The organism is Pantoea sp. SIMBA_079 (genome assembly GCF_046940275.1).
GTDB classification, from domain to species: Bacteria; Pseudomonadota; Gammaproteobacteria; order Enterobacterales; family Enterobacteriaceae; genus Pantoea; species Pantoea borealis.
Window position 1 is genome coordinate 1 of record NZ_JAWRYR010000387.1, and the last position, 267, is coordinate 267.

Annotated in this window: 1 pseudogene; it reads right to left on the bottom strand. The window is 42.3% G+C overall.

The window, feature by feature from the left end:
• Positions 1–267: pseudogene (locus SB719_RS20480) on the bottom strand (oxidoreductase); the annotation flags it as partial.

Consider the following 267-nt stretch of genomic DNA (forward strand, 5'->3'; position numbering starts at 1 on the left):
GGTTCGGGTAACGCCGGGATGCGAAGCCGCAGAAATTATCTTTAAATCCGCTCCTTTTATTTTTCTGTCGAGTTCGTAAGTAAACAGAATATCAGCCAACTTGCTTACCGCATAAGCCTGCCATTCGCTGTACGGTTTTTCCAATTTCAGATTTTCAAAATCAATACCATCTGTTAATGTTGCCGCCCCGCTGGTAAGCGTAATCACTCTTGCATTTGGAGATGCTTTCAATAATGGAAATAGATGTCCTGTCAATGCAAAATGACC